18 protein-coding genes are annotated in these 13,620 nt (G+C 73.9%); 9 read left to right on the top strand and 9 right to left on the bottom strand.

Annotated features, from left to right (window positions below):
- The first annotated feature begins 173 nt into the window (after positions 1-173).
- On the top strand, positions 174-1,430 hold the full coding sequence (locus AB0J67_RS34200; protein ID WP_363488716.1) for a hypothetical protein: 1,257 nt from the start codon (positions 174-176) through the stop codon (positions 1,428-1,430).
- 57 nt (positions 1,431-1,487) lie between these two features.
- On the opposite strand, the gene AB0J67_RS34195 is transcribed toward AB0J67_RS34200, so the two are convergent.
- Positions 1,488-2,561: a hypothetical protein gene (locus AB0J67_RS34195; RefSeq protein ID WP_363488714.1), complete on the bottom strand. Its 1,074-nt coding sequence runs from the start codon at positions 2,559-2,561 to the stop codon at positions 1,488-1,490.
- Positions 2,558-3,121 (bottom strand): sigma-70 family RNA polymerase sigma factor, encoded by a 564-nt coding sequence (locus tag AB0J67_RS34190; RefSeq protein WP_363488712.1) that lies wholly within the window; start codon positions 3,119-3,121, stop codon positions 2,558-2,560. The genes AB0J67_RS34195 and AB0J67_RS34190 overlap by 4 nt, the downstream gene beginning before the upstream one ends.
- Before the next feature lie 122 nt (positions 3,122-3,243).
- Between AB0J67_RS34190 and AB0J67_RS34185 the strand changes: the two genes are divergently transcribed.
- Positions 3,244-4,512: an FAD-dependent oxidoreductase gene (locus AB0J67_RS34185; RefSeq protein ID WP_363488710.1), complete on the top strand. Its 1,269-nt coding sequence runs from the start codon at positions 3,244-3,246 to the stop codon at positions 4,510-4,512.
- Positions 4,513-4,618: 106 nt separating this feature from the next.
- Positions 4,619-5,236, top strand: coding sequence for a histidine phosphatase family protein (locus tag AB0J67_RS34180; RefSeq protein WP_363488708.1), 618 nt, complete (start codon positions 4,619-4,621; stop codon positions 5,234-5,236).
- Positions 5,237-5,367: 131 nt separating this feature from the next.
- Here AB0J67_RS34180 and AB0J67_RS34175 read toward each other — a convergent pair whose 3' ends face one another.
- The 5 genes from AB0J67_RS34175 to AB0J67_RS34155 form a co-directional block, all read right to left on the bottom strand.
- Entirely contained in the window at positions 5,368-6,342 is a 975-nt protein-coding gene (locus tag AB0J67_RS34175; RefSeq protein WP_363488706.1) for an NAD(P)-dependent alcohol dehydrogenase, read from the bottom strand.
- 66 nt (positions 6,343-6,408) lie between these two features.
- The gene (locus AB0J67_RS34170; RefSeq protein ID WP_363488704.1) at positions 6,409-6,864 is read right to left on the bottom strand and encodes a VOC family protein; all 456 of its coding nucleotides are present in this window, start codon (positions 6,862-6,864) and stop codon (positions 6,409-6,411) included.
- A 10-nt stretch (positions 6,865-6,874) separates the two neighbouring features.
- Entirely contained in the window at positions 6,875-7,363 is a 489-nt protein-coding gene (locus AB0J67_RS34165; RefSeq protein WP_363488702.1) for an AraC family transcriptional regulator, read from the bottom strand.
- A 235-nt stretch (positions 7,364-7,598) separates the two neighbouring features.
- Complete coding sequence (locus tag AB0J67_RS34160) at positions 7,599-8,102, bottom strand: O-acetyl-ADP-ribose deacetylase (RefSeq protein WP_363488700.1); 504 nt, start codon at positions 8,100-8,102, stop codon at positions 7,599-7,601.
- 257 nt (positions 8,103-8,359) lie between these two features.
- Positions 8,360-8,605: a DUF5522 domain-containing protein gene (locus AB0J67_RS34155; RefSeq protein ID WP_363488698.1), complete on the bottom strand. Its 246-nt coding sequence runs from the start codon at positions 8,603-8,605 to the stop codon at positions 8,360-8,362.
- A 75-nt stretch (positions 8,606-8,680) separates the two neighbouring features.
- Here AB0J67_RS34155 and AB0J67_RS34150 point away from each other — a divergent pair, with 75 nt between their 5' ends.
- Positions 8,681-9,160, top strand: a complete 480-nt coding sequence (locus AB0J67_RS34150; protein WP_363488696.1) for a GNAT family N-acetyltransferase — start codon at positions 8,681-8,683, stop codon at positions 9,158-9,160.
- A gap of 255 nt (positions 9,161-9,415) precedes the next feature.
- Here the strand turns inward: AB0J67_RS34150 and AB0J67_RS34145 are convergent, their stop codons facing one another.
- A complete protein-coding gene (locus AB0J67_RS34145) occupies positions 9,416-10,207 on the bottom strand; it encodes a hypothetical protein (protein ID WP_363488694.1) in 792 nt (263 codons plus the stop codon).
- A 116-nt stretch (positions 10,208-10,323) separates the two neighbouring features.
- Between AB0J67_RS34145 and AB0J67_RS34140 the strand changes: the two genes are divergently transcribed.
- Positions 10,324-10,563, top strand: a complete 240-nt coding sequence (locus AB0J67_RS34140; RefSeq protein WP_363488692.1) for a hypothetical protein — start codon at positions 10,324-10,326, stop codon at positions 10,561-10,563.
- Here the strand turns inward: AB0J67_RS34140 and AB0J67_RS34135 are convergent.
- The gene (locus AB0J67_RS34135) at positions 10,557-10,832 is read right to left on the bottom strand and encodes a DUF6158 family protein (protein WP_363488690.1); all 276 of its coding nucleotides are present in this window, start codon (positions 10,830-10,832) and stop codon (positions 10,557-10,559) included. The two genes, AB0J67_RS34140 and AB0J67_RS34135, sit on opposite strands and share 7 nt — an antisense overlap.
- A 155-nt stretch (positions 10,833-10,987) precedes the next feature.
- On the opposite strand from AB0J67_RS34135, the gene AB0J67_RS34130 reads away from it, so the two are divergent.
- Genes AB0J67_RS34130 through AB0J67_RS34115 form a run of 4 tightly spaced genes read left to right on the top strand, consistent with a single transcriptional unit; the run spans position 10,988 to position 13,511 of the window.
- Positions 10,988-11,761, top strand: coding sequence for a CBS domain-containing protein (locus tag AB0J67_RS34130; RefSeq protein ID WP_363488688.1), 774 nt, complete (start codon positions 10,988-10,990; stop codon positions 11,759-11,761).
- A 12-nt stretch (positions 11,762-11,773) separates the two neighbouring features.
- Positions 11,774-11,962 carry a hypothetical protein gene (locus AB0J67_RS34125; protein ID WP_363488686.1) on the top strand — a complete coding sequence of 63 codons (189 nt, stop codon included), beginning with the start codon at positions 11,774-11,776 and terminating at the stop codon, positions 11,960-11,962.
- 20 nt (positions 11,963-11,982) lie between these two features.
- Positions 11,983-12,501 carry a GNAT family N-acetyltransferase gene (locus AB0J67_RS34120; protein ID WP_363488684.1) on the top strand — a complete coding sequence of 173 codons (519 nt, stop codon included), beginning with the start codon at positions 11,983-11,985 and terminating at the stop codon, positions 12,499-12,501.
- A gap of 23 nt (positions 12,502-12,524) precedes the next feature.
- Positions 12,525-13,511: an aldo/keto reductase gene (locus AB0J67_RS34115; protein WP_363488682.1), complete on the top strand. Its 987-nt coding sequence runs from the start codon at positions 12,525-12,527 to the stop codon at positions 13,509-13,511.
- Positions 13,512-13,620: the final 109 nt, after the last annotated feature.

Genomic DNA, 13,620 nt, shown 5'->3' with positions numbered 1-13,620 from the left:
ACACGATGGATCGTGTGGGTCCCGAACTGTCCTCGCCACTTCTCCTGGGTGCTGACCCCCGCCTGATTGATGGTCAACAATCATGAGTTCCCGGCCGGACGTTTTCGGACCCGGATCCTCGCAGCATGAGGGGGCGCCGGTGGCTCGCCGGCGCGCCACGAGGGAGGAAGACGATGCGATCAGGCAGGCAACTGACGCGCCGGGCGGCCGTGGGGGCGCTCGCGCTGGTGGCGGTGGTGGGGCTGGTCGCGACCACCCCCGCCGTGGCCGCGTACGAGGAGGACAAGCCGGGCTGGAGCGACGACCCCAGGGCCGGGTCGAACGCGTCGGCCGAGATCATGGCGGCGCAGCTGCCGCTGGTCGACGCGGCGCAGCGGCTCACCGACCTGGAGCCGAAGTTCCCCGGCCTGGGCGGCCTGCGGCTGCGGGTCGAGGACCGGACGCTCGAAGTGTGGTGGAAGGGGGAGGTGCCCGCCGAGATCCGCGAGGAGATCGCGCGGCAGGAGTCCGAGCTGGGCATCCGCGTCGCGCTGGGCGAGTCGGCGTACACCCAGCGGGAGCTGGTCGAGGCGGCGGCGGTCGTGCCCGAGCGGCCCGAGGCGTACCCGGGCCTGGTCCGGGTGGGCCCGCTGCCGGACGGCAGCGGCCTGGAGGTGGCCACCACCGACCCGAAGGCGGCCATGAAGTACGAGTTCGCCGTCGCGACCACGATCGTGCGCGCCGAGGAGGGCGGGATCCAGCAGCTGAGCCGGGCCAACGACTCGCCGCCGTGGTGGGGCGGGGCGCAGATCCGCGGCGCCTTCCCCGGCGCGGGCAGCTGCAGCACCGGCTTCGCGATCAAGCGGATGACCCTGTGGTGGGAGAGCTGGCGCGGCATCCTCACCGCCGAGCACTGCATGTTCGGCGGCGGGATGGACTTCACCGACCCCACCGGGCAGGTCGTCGGCCGGGCCGAGCCGGCCCCGGCCCGGCGGCTGAGCGACTCGCTGGCGATCCAGACCAACTCCGGCGCCCGGATCTACGACGGCGGCGTCGGCGTGGGCGAGTTCTCCAAGCCGGTCATCGGCGCGGTCGGCAACTTCCCCGGCCTGTTCGTCTGCACCACCGGCGCGTTCACCGGGGTGCACTGCAACGTCCGCACCGACCGCATCAACCAGCTGGTCATGCTGACGCCGAGCTTCCTGCACGTGCAGAGCGTGTCGCTCGGCACGCAGATCAACGGCCGCGCCGCGGCCGGGTCGGGCGACAGCGGCGGCCCGGTGTTCGCCCTCACCGGCGACTTCAGCAAGACCTTCGCGGCCGGGACCATCATCGGCGGCCTCAACCCGGTCGCCTGCGACGGCTTCGGCTCGGGCTGCCTCAACACGGTGGCCTGGGTGGACATCAGCTGGGTGCTGATCGTGCAGCAGGCCCAGCTCGCCACCTCCTGACCGGACCGCCCGGCGCCGTCACCCCCGTGCGGCGCCGGGCCCTCCGGTGGTGGCGGGTCAGCGCTCGTCGACGCTGTTCACCAGGTTCTGGGTCCAGGTGACGTGGTAGCCGACCAGCGGGTCGAAGCGCGGGCCGGGGTCCGGCGGGAGCAGCGTGACCTCGCTGTCGCGGAACAGGTCCCGCCGCCCGACCGCCCAGCCGGTCACCGGGTCGAACAGGATCTCGGTGGCGGACCGGCCCTCGGTCTGCCGGATCGACACCAGCCGCACGCCGTCGATGACGACCTCACCCGCGGTCAGGCCGTCCATGCCCTGGACGGCGCGCAGCAGCCCGGCCCGCAGCGCGGGGCTGAGCAGCAGGTCGGCGTGCAGGTAGAGCTCGCCCATCGCGTCCCACACCAGGTGGTCCGCGGTCCACTTCTCGTTGCCGGCGACGTCGGCGCGCAGCCGGGCCAGCAGCGCCGCCGGGTCGCCGGCGGGCAGCTGCGCCAGCCACTCCGGCGTCGGGCGGCGCAGGCTCGGACCGTTCTCCCGGAGGTCGTCCCGCTCGAACGTGTCGTCGGGCCTGCCCTTGGGCCCGTCGAACAGGTCGCGCTCGCCGTCGAGCAGCTTCACCGGGATCATGCCCTGCGGGTCCAGCCACAGCTCCCGGCCCTGGTAGCCGACCTGCGCCGTGGGGTCGTCGCCGTGCTGGCCGGCCGCCCAGCCGTCGGCGCGCACGTGGATCAGCTGCCCGGGGATGAGGGTGACCGTGCCCGCCCCCTCGGCGGTGGCGGCCAGCGCCGCCAGCGCCGCGAGCGCCTCCGGGGTGGTCTTCGACAGGGCCGGGTTCGTGCCGGGCGCGGTGGGCAGCGGCTGGTGCGACGCCGTGATCTCGGCGATGTTCGGGGTGGCGAAGTCGCCGTTGCCGCCGCCGGCGCGGTTGAGCGCGAACACTCCGGCCGCGACCGCGGCGACCGTCAGCGCGGCGGTGGCCGGGACGAGCAGCCGGGCCAGGCGGCGGGGGGACCGGCCGCGCGCGGCGGTGTGCCGCTTGTTGAGCAGGTGCCAGGTGCGCGAGACGGCCTCGTCGGACGGCTCGGCGGCGGGCAGGTCGGCGACCGCTCGCAGGTCGGGGTCGGTGCGGGTCATCGGGAACCTCCGGAGAGCGCGGATCTGATCTTCGTACGGGCGCGGTGCAGGGCGGACTGGACGGAGCCGAGCGGGATGCCGAGCGCGTCGGCGATCTCGGCGTACTCCAGCTCCGCGACGGCGTACAGCAGCAGCACCTCGCGCTGGCGGCGAGGCAGTCTCGCCAACGCGGCGGCGACGCGGGCCACGGTCCGCTGCGCGTCGACCCGCTCCGCCGAGCGGGCGTCCGGCGCGTCCTCGTCAGTGGTGCCGGCCAGCGCCGCGGCGGCGGTCGCGCGCAGCGCCCGGACCTCGGCCCGGTGCTCGCGGCGCAGCAGGTTGCTGCAGATGCCGTACAGCCAGGGCAGCATCGCGCCGCGGGCGGCGTCGAAGCGGTGGCGGCGCTCGTACGCGACCAGGAAGGTCTGCGCCACCACGTCCTCGGCCAGCTGCGCGCCGACCCGGCGGGTCGCGTAGCGCAGCAGGTCGCGGGCGTACGCGTCGAACATCGCGCCCAGGTCGGCGGGGTCGGGCGGCTCCGCCGTCGCCGCCGGGGGATCGTGCTGTGTCGTCACGGTCATGCCTGTACTTCCCTGCACGCGGCGCTCGTGTTCCCGTGCGCCGGGAGGCTACCGGGCGCAATCCCCGGACGACTGCCGCGTTTCGATGGACCGCCGCCCGTCCATGCGCGAGGCTGGGGGTCATGAGTGCGGACGAGCGGGTATTCGTCATCGTCGGCGCGTCGCTGGCCGGGGCCAGGGCCGCCGAGACGCTGCGGGCCGAGGGCTTCACCGGCCGGGTGCTGCTGATCGGGCAGGAGGACGAGGTGCCCTACGAGCGCCCGCCGCTGTCCAAGGGCTTCCTGCAGGGCAAGGACGCGCGCGAGAAGGCCTACGTGCACCCTCGCGAGTGGTACGCCGAGCAGGACATCGAGCTGATGCTCGGGCGGCGCGTGGTGGCCGTGCACCCGCAGGCGCACACGGTCACCCTCGACGGCGACGAGCAGTTCGCGTACCACAAGCTCCTGCTGGCCACCGGCTCGCGGGTGCGCACCCTCGACGTGCCCGGCGCCGACGCGGCCGGCATCCACCAGCTGCGCACCTACCCGGATTCGGAGGCGCTGCGGGCGGCGCTGACCGCCCAGCCTTCGCCGCAGGTGCTGGTCGTCGGCTCGGGCTGGATCGGGCTGGAGGTCGCGGCCGCGGCGCGCGGCTACGGCTGCCCGGTGACCGTCGTCGCGCACGACCGCGCGCCGTTGCGCCGGGTGCTGGGCGACGAGCTGGCCGAGGTGTTCCGGAGGCTGCACGAGGCGAACGGGGTCGAGTTCCGGTTCGAGAGCGGGGTCCGCTCGTTCGGCGACCTCGACGGGGCGGTGCGCAGCGCGGTGCTGGAGGACGGCACCGAGCTGGCGGCGGACCTTGTCGTCGCCGGGGTCGGCATCCGGCCGGACACCTCGCTGGCCGAGCAGGCCGGGCTCGCCGTGGACGACGGCGTCGTCGTCGACGCCGGGCTGCGCACCTCGGACCCGGACGTCTACGCCTGCGGGGACGTGGCCTCGGCGTGGCACCCGCTGCTGCGGCGGCACCTGCGCACCGAGCACTGGGCCAACGCGCGGGCCGGGGGCAAGGCCGCCGGGAAGGCGATGCTCGGGCAGGAGATCAGCTACGACCAGGTGCCGTACTTCTTCACCGACCAGTACGACCTGGGTATGGAGTACTGCGGGTGGGCCGGTCCGGGCGACTACGCGCGGGTCGTGTTCCGCGGCGACACCGCGATCGTGGACGGCAAGGCGCCGGAGTTCATCGCGTTCTGGCTCACCGACGACGACCGCGTCGTGGCCGCGATGAACGTCAACGTCTGGGACGTCCAGGACGATCTCCAGGCCCTGGTCAAGGCCGGCTTTCAGGGCACCCCGGCCGACCCCGCCCGCCTCGCCGACCCCGCTGCCCCGCTCGCCGACCTGCTCACCTGACCCCGCTGCCGGCTCGCAGACCTGCTCAGCCGACCCCGCTGCCGGCTCGCCACGGTGGGTGGAAAACCTCGCGTCGAGGCGGGCGCGGGCGGCTTAGCATCGTCCGATGCGGACGCGGCTGATCTTCGTGCGCCACGGTGAGTCGGTGCACACCGTCGAGCGGCTCATCGGCGGGCGGGCCGGGTGCCGCGGGCTCACCACGACCGGGCACGAGCAGGCCGCGGTCCTGGCCACGCGGCTCGCGGGCGAGCTGGCCGGCGCCGGGCCGGTGCACGTGTACTCGTCGGAGCTGCGGCGGGCGGTGGAGACGGCGGCCCCGGTCGCCGCGGCGCTGGGCGTCGCCCCGGTCACCGACTGCGGGCTGTGCACCTGGCACTATCCGTCGTATGCCGACGGGCAGCCGGTCGAGGTGCTGAAGAACGCGCCGCTGCCGGGTGGCGGCGTGCACCGGCCGTTCCAGGCCGAGAACGAGACCTGGGCGGAGCTGGTGGTGCGCACCGGCCGCTCGATCATGGACATCGCGCACCGGCACGCGGGCGAGACGGTGGTGCTGGTCGGCCACAGCGAGACGGTGAACGCGTCGTTCCACACGCTCGGGGCGCAGCCGCTGCTGCGCGCGTTCGACACGGTGGTCGCTCCTGCCTCGGTCACCGAGTGGACCTGCGACGAACACCCCACCATCTCCCTGTGGACCCGCTGGACCCTGCACCGCTTCAGTGCCTGACCCCGCGGATCCCCACCAGGTCCCCCGTGAAGATCGCTGTTTCGTGTCAGAAACCGCGGTCTGGCTGAACGTTCCGACACGAAACAGCGATCTTCGCTGCCGCCCGTCGGGCCGGGCGGGGCCGGGCGGGGTCAGGGGATGGTGAGGACGATTTTGCCGTGGGCGTGGTGTTCGGCCTGGTAGGCGATGGCGTCGGCGGCGCGGGACAGCGGGTAGGTGCGGCCGACGGCCGGGGTGACCTGGCCCGTCGCGGCCAGCTCGGTGAGGCGGTGCAGGTCGTCGCGTTTCATCGTGGACAGCAGGCCGGTCAGCCGCTGCCGGGTGAACGGGTTCAGCAGCGCCGCCCGGAGCAGACGGGTCGCTCCGCCGAGCAGGAGGCCGTCGGTCTCCCCGCCGACGATGACCAGTGCCCCGTCCGGATCCAGCAGCGCGCGCAGCTGCGCCAGCGGCCGGTTGCCCGCGAGGTCGAGGATCAGGTCGTATCGCCCGGTCAGCGGCTCCCGCGTGTAGTCGAGCACCGCGTCCGCGCCGAGCCCGCGGACCAGTTCGGTCTTGCCGGTGCTGCACACGCCGGTCACCTGCCCGCCGAGCGCCTTGGCGAGCTGCACCGCGTAGGTGCCCACCCCGCCGCCCGCGCCGACGACGAGCACCCGCTGCCCGGCGCGTACGCCCGCGAGGGCCTGCAGCGCCGTGACGCCGGAGATCGGCAGCGCCGCGGCCTGCTCGAACGTCAGCCGCTCGGGGGTGTGGGCGAGCTGGTCGGCGTTCGTGCGGGCGTACTCGGCGAACGCGCCGTCGAACGCGCCGTGCACCCGGTCGCCGGCGGCGAAGCGCGTCACGCCTCGGCCGACCGCGGTCACGACCCCGGCGCCCTCGCCGCCGCGGACGCGCACCTTCGGCGCGCGCAGGCCGAAACCCATCAGGCGCATGGCGTACGGCCGCCCGGTCACCAGGTGGTGCACGCCCGCGTCGACGCCCGCCGCCCGCATCGCGACCAGCACCTCGCCGTCGCCCGGGACGGGGACCGGGATGTCGTCGAGCCGCAGCACCTCGGTGCCGCCGTAGCGGTCCTGCACGACCGCCCGCATGGTGCGCGGGGCGGTCATCGCGCCGCTCCGCTGTAAAAAATGTTTGACATGCCGCTCACGGTACGGCGGCGTGTCAAATTTTCTTTACGCTGTTCCCTCGCCGGTCGCCGGGTACTCGAAGTCGTTCGGAGTCCACTCCTTCGACTCGACCAGCACCAGCCAGTTGCCGGAGTTGTCTCGCATGACCGCCTCCACGCCGTACGGGCGGTCGGCCGGCTCCTGCAGGAACACCACGCCCTTGGCGCTGAGCTCCTCGAACGTTCTACGGCAGTCGTCCACGCTCAGGCCGAGGCCGCCCATCGCGCCCTTCTCCAGCTGGCGGCGTACGAAATCGGCGGCCTCCGGGTCCAGCGGCGGCCCCGGCGTCATCAGCGTCACCTGGATCTCGGGCTGGGTCGGGTGGGAGATGGTGACCCAGCGGAAGCCCTCGCCCATGGAGATGTCGGTGACGGCCTTGAAGCCGAGCACGTCCACGTAGAAGTCGCGCGCCTTGTCCTGGTCCAGGCAGTACACCGTGACCAGCGAAATGTTTGTGATCATAGGTACGAGCCTAGGGCGGTGCGCTGAGCTGCGGCTTCTCCGAGATTGCGGTCCCGGCCGCGGCGGGCGTGCCGCCGGTGGTGCCGCTGAGGTCCAGCACGCCGCGCATGAACAGGAAGCACCCGGGCACGTGCGGCCCGCCGCGCGCGGCCCAGCGGTCCCGGTACGCCGTCGGCGTCTCGCCGGTCAGCGCGGCGAACCGCGACGAGAACGACCCGAGGCTGGCGAACCCGACCACCATGCACACCTCGGTCACCGTCAGGTTCGCCAGCCGCAGCAGGTCCTGCGCGCGCTCGATGCGCCGCCGGGTGAGGTAGCGGATCGGGGTCTCCCCGTACGCCGCCTCGAAGCTGCGCACGAAGTGGAACTTGGACACCCCCGCCACCCGGGACAGCCGGTCCAGGTCGAGCGGCTCGGCGTAGTGGCGGTCGATGTGGTCGCGTGCTCGGCGCAGGTGGGGCAGCAGCTCCACCGCGACCGGCCGGCTCACCCTCGCCATGCCGCCGAGCCTAGGCCCGCCCGCCGACGCGACCGGCCCCAGGCACTTGACACGCGTGCCGCCCGAAGCTGCGCACCCGTTTTGCCATGGACGTTGGCCTATCTGGATGAGTTCGATCATCGTTTTGTCATCCGGATAGGCCAACGTCTTCGAAGCACGGCGGTTCGCGGCGGGGCACAGCGGTTCATGGTGGCGCACCATGGCTCGCCTGGCACGTGGCGGGCTGCGGTGCGGATCAGGGCTTGAGGGCGTCGGCGAGGAGGTCGTGGGTGGGGGCGTCGAAGGCGACCAGGCGGATGCGCTGGACACGCGTCGGGGTGGCGCGCAGGGTGGCCACGGCGATGCGGGCCGCGCGGCCGGCCGGGAAGCCGTACACGCCGGTCGCGATCGCCGGGAACGCGATGCTGTCGACGCCCAGCTCATCGGCAACCTCGAGGCTGCGGCGGTAGCAGGAGGCGAGCGTCTCGTCCTCACCGTACGAGCCGCCCTCCCAGATCGGTCCGACGGTGTGGATGACGTGGCGCACGGGTGGGTTCAGGTCGAACGCCGGGGTGGCCTTGGCGTCGCCGGGCTCACAGGGGGCGATCGCGCCGCCGGCGCGGGCCAGGCCGGGCCCGGCCGCGCGGTGGATCGCGCCGTCGACCCCGCCGCCACCCAGCAGGGACTCGTTGGCCGCCGTCACGATGGCGTCCACATCCTCGGCGGTGATATCCCCGAGCACGACCTCGATGACCGTCATGCCCCCGATGATGCCCCGCGGCCGATGTCACCGCCACGGTCCCGAGGACGGCACCGACCGCACCGTCCCGCGGCTGGTGTCACCGCCACGGTGCCCGCGTGCGCTGCCGCGTCAAGCCCGCCGGGGACCGCGTCCGTGCCCGGCGCCGCGCCCCGCCGCCCATGATCGTCCAAGTTGCCTGGCAGACGGGCGTATCTTGCGGACCGTTACGCCCACTTGCCTGGCAAGTCGGACGATCATGGGCGGCGGACGACGGGTCAGGTGACGTACGGGCAGTGGCGGCAGCCGCGGGTGCAGCAGAAGCCGCGCCGGGCGAGGAAGCCGGCGCTGAGCACGAACAGGCCGGTGGCCGGGTCGAGGTAGCCGGGCGTGCCGTCGCGCAGCGCCTCGGTGTGCCGGGCGAGGATCTCGGCACGGTCGGGGTGGTCCTCGCGCAGCCGCGACGGGTGCGGTTCGTCGAGCTCACGCGGTGCCAGGGTCCATCGAGGCCGGGGTTCGCCCACCCGGCGACGATACCCGGCCCGCCCGGCCCGCCACCCGCCCCGGCCCGTGGACGGGGACCGGTTAGCCTGCGGGACGTGATCGAGGTACGGGGCGCGGTGGCGGCGGACGCGGCGGAGCTGGTCAGGTTGCGGGCGGTGCTGCTCGGGTCGATGGAGGGCAGGCCGCCGGCACCGGGGCCGTGGCAGGACGAGGCGATGGCGACGCTGCGGGCGCGGCTGGGCGGGCCGGACGCGATGATGGCGGCGTACGTGGTGGACGCGCCGGGCGGGGCGGGGCTGGCCGCGTGCGCCGTGGGCACGATCGACCTGCGGCTGGGCGGGCCGGAGAACCCGTCGGGGCTGACCGGGTACGTGTTCAACGTGGTGACCGACGAGGCGTACCGGCGGCGGGGATTCTCGCGGGCCTGCGTGACCGCGCTGCTGGACTGGTTCGCGCGGCGCGGGGTGGGCAAGGTCGATCTGCGGGCCTCGGCCGACGGCGAGCGGCTCTACCTGTCGCTGGGGTTCGTGCCGACCTCGGGCCCGACGCTGCGCCTGTCCACCGGGCGGCGCTGAGCCCGCCTGACGCCCGGCGGCGGATGGTCGGTCGGGGGACGCGGTGGTGCCGCCCGGATGTGATGATGACGCCAGATCTCAGCCGCGCCGCGGAGGGGCCCCACGAGGTCCCCGTACGCGGCGCAACCACGCTGGGCACGACCTCCAGGCGTCAGGCGGGACCTGTCTCTGCATGGTGAGGCAGGTCCCGGACTGTGTCCGCACCCGCCCGGGCCGGGGCCGCGTCCGCTGTGTCCGCGGCTCGCACGGCCAGGGTCAAGAAGGTGCCCTTCCTCTACGTAGAAGGTTAAGAAGGTGCCCTTCCTTGCGGGGGCGGGGGAGGGTGCCGGGCTGCAGGTCGAGGCGGCCGGTGAGGACGGCGCGGACGTGCAGGCGGGTGCCGGGGCCGGGGACGGCGGGCAGCGCGGTCGCGGGGGCCGCGACGTCGATCTCGAGGCCGGGGCGGATCCGCAGCCGCAGCCAGTGGAACTCCTGCCCGGTCAGGGTGTTGGTGCGCAGCTGCGCCGCGCGCACCGTGCCGGTGAGGCCGGCCCGCGCGCTGGGCGTCCAGCCGGCGGCGGCCTGGGTCGGGCGGACCAGGTCGTCGCTGACGAGCCCGGGGTCGGCCGGGGCGTCGGGGCCGCCGGCCGGATCGCCGCGCGCGGGGGCCAGGGACTCCGCGAGCGCGGAGAGCACGACCTGGCCGCGGGCCATCGCGCCGCCCGCGACGTGCAGCGCCGTGTGGTCCTCCAGCAGCAGCGCGACCGGGCAGATCAGGCCGCCGTCGGTGTCGTCGAGCAGGTCCATGACCGCGGTGCGGTCGTCGATGAGCCGGATGTCCCCGCACGCCACCGCGACCGCGCCGCCGGCCAGTGAGGGCAGCACGTGGTGGACGCGGCCCCAGCGGGAGCGGGCCACCACCCGGGCACCGGACGGGTCGGTCCAGACGTGGTCGCAATGGCGGCGGCTGAACGGCACGGCGGTCCCGGCGGAGACGACGGCGGTGGTGAACCGGGACAGACCTTCGCGCGCGAGGTCGACGCCGATCGACGCGAACAGGCCCGTCACCTTGCCCTCCCCAGTGCGCTCGGCCGATCCTCCAACGTACCGCGCGACCGAGGGCTGTCCCGGTAACGCCGTCACGTTAGGGTGGGCGCTGGCGTACGCGGGAAACGGAGGCAGAGATGTTCTGGTGGAGGAGGCGAAAGGCGGCCGCGGGCAAGTGGATTGTCGTGGTCAGCACCGTTCGTCCGCTTGACCCGAATGGTGGTGGCCGGGACGAACTGCGCTGGCCGGAGCAGCGTTCCGCAGAGCACACCGCCGACTCCCGTGACGCCGCCGACGACATCGCCGGCCGTCTGATCGCCGAAACGGGAGTCCAGCAGGGCCGGGACCGGGTGAAGGTGCTCTTCACCGGTCACTGAGGACGCACCGTCCGGTTCGGACGATCCGCGCGCGGCTGGCGAACGGGGCGCAGCCGCCGCGGGTCCGGCTCGCGTGCCGGGAACCGGCGCAGGAACTCCAGCTCCAGCTCGCGACTGCGCTGATCATGGTTGGCCAGCGCGTGCCCCGAACCGTGCACGAACGTGTCGTGCCGGGTCCGGTGCAGCGAGGCCAGCTCCCGGTTCAGGTCGTGGTTGCTGAGCGCGGCGGCCGGTATGCCTCTGCGGTCGGCGACGTCGCTCCTCGTCATCGGGCACCTCCGGTGTTCTCGTCCGTCCCGTTCCGCCCCGGTGGGCTCGGTAGGATCGCAGTGGGCCCGTACCCACCCGCGGTGGTTCCACCTCTCCAGTCTGGCGGGTGAGGGTCCGTCCTGGCGGCGCTCTGGGCGATGTTGGGGGTACGCCGATGGCGGTGCGGACCGTGCACGACGTGATGTCGGCGCCCGTCGTCAGCGTGGGCGTCGCGACGCCGTACAAGGAGATCATCGACCGGCTCGCCGAGCACGGGGTGAGCTCGGTGCCGGTGCTCGACCCGGGCGGCACCGTGGTGGGCATCGTCTCCGAGGCCGACCTGCTGCACAAGCTGGCCCTGGGCGGCGAGGAGCCGCAGCGGCGGCTGTTCGAGCGCAAGCGGCGCGCGGCGCAGCGGGCCAAGGCCGAGGGCGACACCGCCGAGGACCTGATGACCAGCCCGGTGATCACCGTGTCCCCGCGGGCGAGCGTGGTGCAGGCCGCCAAGCTCATGGAGGACGAGCGGCTCAAGCGGCTGCCGGTGGTGGACGACGACGGCAACCTGGTGGGCATCGTGTCCCGCCGCGACCTGCTGCGCACCTACCGCCGCTCCGACGAGGCGATCCGGCACGACGTCATGCACGACATCGTGCAGGGCATGCTGTTCACCGGGCCGCCGGAGATGGTCGCCGAGGTGACCGACGGCGTGGTGACGCTGACCGGCGCGACGGACCGGCGCAGCACCGCGCAGATCGCCGAGCGCCTGGTGCGCGGCGTGCCGGGTGTGGTTGACGTGGTCGATGAGCTGCGGTACTCGTACGACGACACCGCCGACCTGAACCGCCGGTACGAGTTCGACGCCGAGGTCGGGGGTCCGGGGCGGCCCCGCGACGGCACGGTCTGGGTGGAGTCGCCCGGCGAGGGCGCCGGCGAGCGTACGGTCGATTGAGCGGGAGGCGCCATGCCGATCCAGCGCGAGATGCGCAGCAAGCTGCGATACCAGTCCGCGGAGACCAAGGACCAGCTGCTCGGCGCGGCCAAGCGGCTGAACATCGCCGGCCGCTGGCACATGACCAAGGCGGAGCTGGTGCGGGCCATCGAGAAGGCGAACAATCAGGCGAATCGCCGCACTTCCCGCGAACAGGAGTGATCCCGGCGTACCCTCGTGCCGTGTTGAACCCGCTGCGGACCGGCGACCTCTTCCCCGGCTCGCCCGTGCTGGCCCAGCTTGCCGCGCTCTACGCCGGCAACGCCGACTACCACCGGCTCAGCGGCGACTTCGGGGCCCGGCCCGAGGAGGTGAGCCCGGGGCAGGTCGCCGCGGCCCTCGACGCCGAGCTGGCCGAGCCGGGGGTCGAGGTGCTGCTGGCCCGTGACCCCGAAGCCGGGGACGGCGCCCCGCTCGCCGGGGTGGCCGTGGTGCTGCGGTCGCATCCGGCCGACGGGCTGCCCTGGATCGGGCTGCTCCTGGTCGACGCCCGGCGGCAGGGCCGGGGGCTGGGCCGGGCGGTGGCCGAGGAGGTCCACGAGCGACTGCGGCGGCACGGCAGCCCGGCCGTGCGCCTGGCGGTGCTGGAGAACAACCCGGCCGGGCTCGCCTTCTGGACCGCACTCGGGTACGCCGAGATCGACCGGCGGCCGGACCGGCAGGCCGGACGCGACTGCGTGGTCATGCACCGCCCGCTGTAAGCGCTCTCCCGTAGGCTGGCCCGGTGCAGCAACGAATCCTCGGCCGCACCGGCCGGAACGTGGGCGTGATCGGGCTCGGCGCATGGCAGCTCGGCGCGGACTGGGGCAGCGTCAGCGAGGACGACGCCCTGGCGGTGCTCGACGCGGCGGTAGCCGCGGGCGTGACCTTCATCGACACCGCCGACGTGTACGGCGACGGCCGCAGCGAGCAGCTGATCGGGCGGTTCCTGCGGGGTGGTGGCGCGGGCGCGCCGCTCACCGTCGCCACCAAGATGGGCCGCCGGGTCGCCCAGGAGCCCGGCAACTACCGGATGGACAACTTCCGGGCCTGGACCGACCGGTCCCGGGCCAACCTCGGCGTGGACACGCTGGACCTGGTCCAGCTGCACTGCCCGCCGACCCCCGTCTACGCCGCCGACGAGGTCTTCGACGCCCTCGACACGCTCGTCGAGGAGAAGCGCATCGCCGCGTACGGCGTCAGCGTGGAGACCTGCGACGAGGCGCTGACCGCCATCGCCCGCCCGCACGTGGCCAGCGTCCAGATCATCCTCAACGCGCTGCGGCTCAAGCCGCTGGAGCGGGTGCTGCCCGCCGCCGCGGCCGCCGGCGTGGCGATCATCGCCCGGGTGCCGCTGGCCAGCGGCCTGCTGTCGGGCCGCTACGACGAGCACACCACGTTCGCGCCGGACGACCACCGCACGTACAACCGGCACGGCGAGGCGTTCGACGTCGGCGAGACCTTCTCCGGCGTGGACTTCGCCACCGGCCTGGCCGCGGTGCGCCGCCTGGCCCCGCTGGTGCCCGACGGCGCGACCATGGCCCAGTTCGCCCTGCGCTGGATCATCGACCAGCCCGGCGTCAGCGTGGTCATCCCCGGTGCCCGCAACGCCGAGCAGGCCCGCGCCAACGCCGCCGCCGCCGACCTGCCCTCCCTCACCCCCGACCGGCTCGGCGTCGTGTCCGAGGTGTACGACGAGCTGATCCGGCCGCAGGTGCACCACCGCTGGTGAACGGCGCAGGCACGGCTGCGGCGCAGGTGCCGCCGCCGTGCCTACCTGGGTGTCGCGCGGCAGGCTTTGCTCTGCCTACAAATACGCGCCGTGCCTACCTGATGTCGCG

It is taken from the genome of Catellatospora sp. NPDC049609 (assembly GCF_040675365.1).
Classification (GTDB): Bacteria; Actinomycetota; Actinomycetes; order Mycobacteriales; family Micromonosporaceae; genus Catellatospora.
Note: the sequence above shows the minus strand (reverse complement) of the source record. Positions and strands in the feature narration are given on the sequence as shown.

Bases quoted from the DNA above. Each gene is read 5' to 3' on its own strand.
- AB0J67_RS34200 (WP_363488716.1), top strand. From the start codon at position 174: ATGCGATCAGGCAGGCAACTGACGCGCCGGGCGGCCGTGGGGGCGCTC.
- AB0J67_RS34195 (WP_363488714.1), bottom strand. From the start codon at position 2,561: ATGACCCGCACCGACCCCGACCTGCGAGCGGTCGCCGACCTGCCCGCC.
- AB0J67_RS34190 (WP_363488712.1), bottom strand. From the start codon at position 3,121: ATGACCGTGACGACACAGCACGATCCCCCGGCGGCGACGGCGGAGCCG.
- AB0J67_RS34185 (WP_363488710.1), top strand. From the start codon at position 3,244: ATGAGTGCGGACGAGCGGGTATTCGTCATCGTCGGCGCGTCGCTGGCC.
- AB0J67_RS34180 (WP_363488708.1), top strand. From the start codon at position 4,619: ATGCGGACGCGGCTGATCTTCGTGCGCCACGGTGAGTCGGTGCACACC.
- AB0J67_RS34175 (WP_363488706.1), bottom strand. From the start codon at position 6,342: ATGACCGCCCCGCGCACCATGCGGGCGGTCGTGCAGGACCGCTACGGC.
- AB0J67_RS34170 (WP_363488704.1), bottom strand. From the start codon at position 6,864: ATGATCACAAACATTTCGCTGGTCACGGTGTACTGCCTGGACCAGGAC.
- AB0J67_RS34165 (WP_363488702.1), bottom strand. From the start codon at position 7,363: ATGGCGAGGGTGAGCCGGCCGGTCGCGGTGGAGCTGCTGCCCCACCTG.
- AB0J67_RS34160 (WP_363488700.1), bottom strand. From the start codon at position 8,102: ATGACGGTCATCGAGGTCGTGCTCGGGGATATCACCGCCGAGGATGTG.
- AB0J67_RS34140 (WP_363488692.1), top strand. From the start codon at position 10,324: ATGTTCTGGTGGAGGAGGCGAAAGGCGGCCGCGGGCAAGTGGATTGTC.
- AB0J67_RS34135 (WP_363488690.1), bottom strand. From the start codon at position 10,832: ATGACGAGGAGCGACGTCGCCGACCGCAGAGGCATACCGGCCGCCGCG.
- AB0J67_RS34130 (WP_363488688.1), top strand. From the start codon at position 10,988: ATGGCGGTGCGGACCGTGCACGACGTGATGTCGGCGCCCGTCGTCAGC.
- AB0J67_RS34125 (WP_363488686.1), top strand. From the start codon at position 11,774: ATGCCGATCCAGCGCGAGATGCGCAGCAAGCTGCGATACCAGTCCGCG.